Genomic DNA, 394 nt, shown 5'->3' with positions numbered 1-394 from the left:
TGTTTTTGTAACCCTTTTTTCATACCTTCATACATAGAATTTACATACATCGTTCCAACAAGTGCTAACATAAAACCAAATGCTAGTATAGCAACCGATACAGCTGCCTTATTTCGATAACGAATTACATTTCGGCTACTAATCGTCGTTTCAATTTGTAATATCATTTGAAACGGTTTTGCAATTACTGGTGCTATCATACGAATAAATAACGGAATCGCAAATAACAAACCAACTGCAAATAACAGCGCTCCTATCGCACTTGGATTAAAACCGATATACCGCTCTAATACGTTACCCGCTAGTCCAATAACAGTACCAATGATTAAAATGCTAAGGCTAAAAGCACTCCACCTTTTTTCTTTTTTCTCATTACTAGGAAGTCCTGGGCGAA

1 pseudogene is annotated in these 394 nt (G+C 36.3%); it reads right to left on the bottom strand.

From position 1 onward, the window contains the following. A pseudogene (locus SB775_RS27670) lies at positions 1–394 on the bottom strand (permease); the annotation flags it as partial.

Source organism: Peribacillus sp. SIMBA_075 (assembly GCF_046534585.1).
Note: the sequence above shows the minus strand (reverse complement) of the source record. Positions and strands in the feature narration are given on the sequence as shown.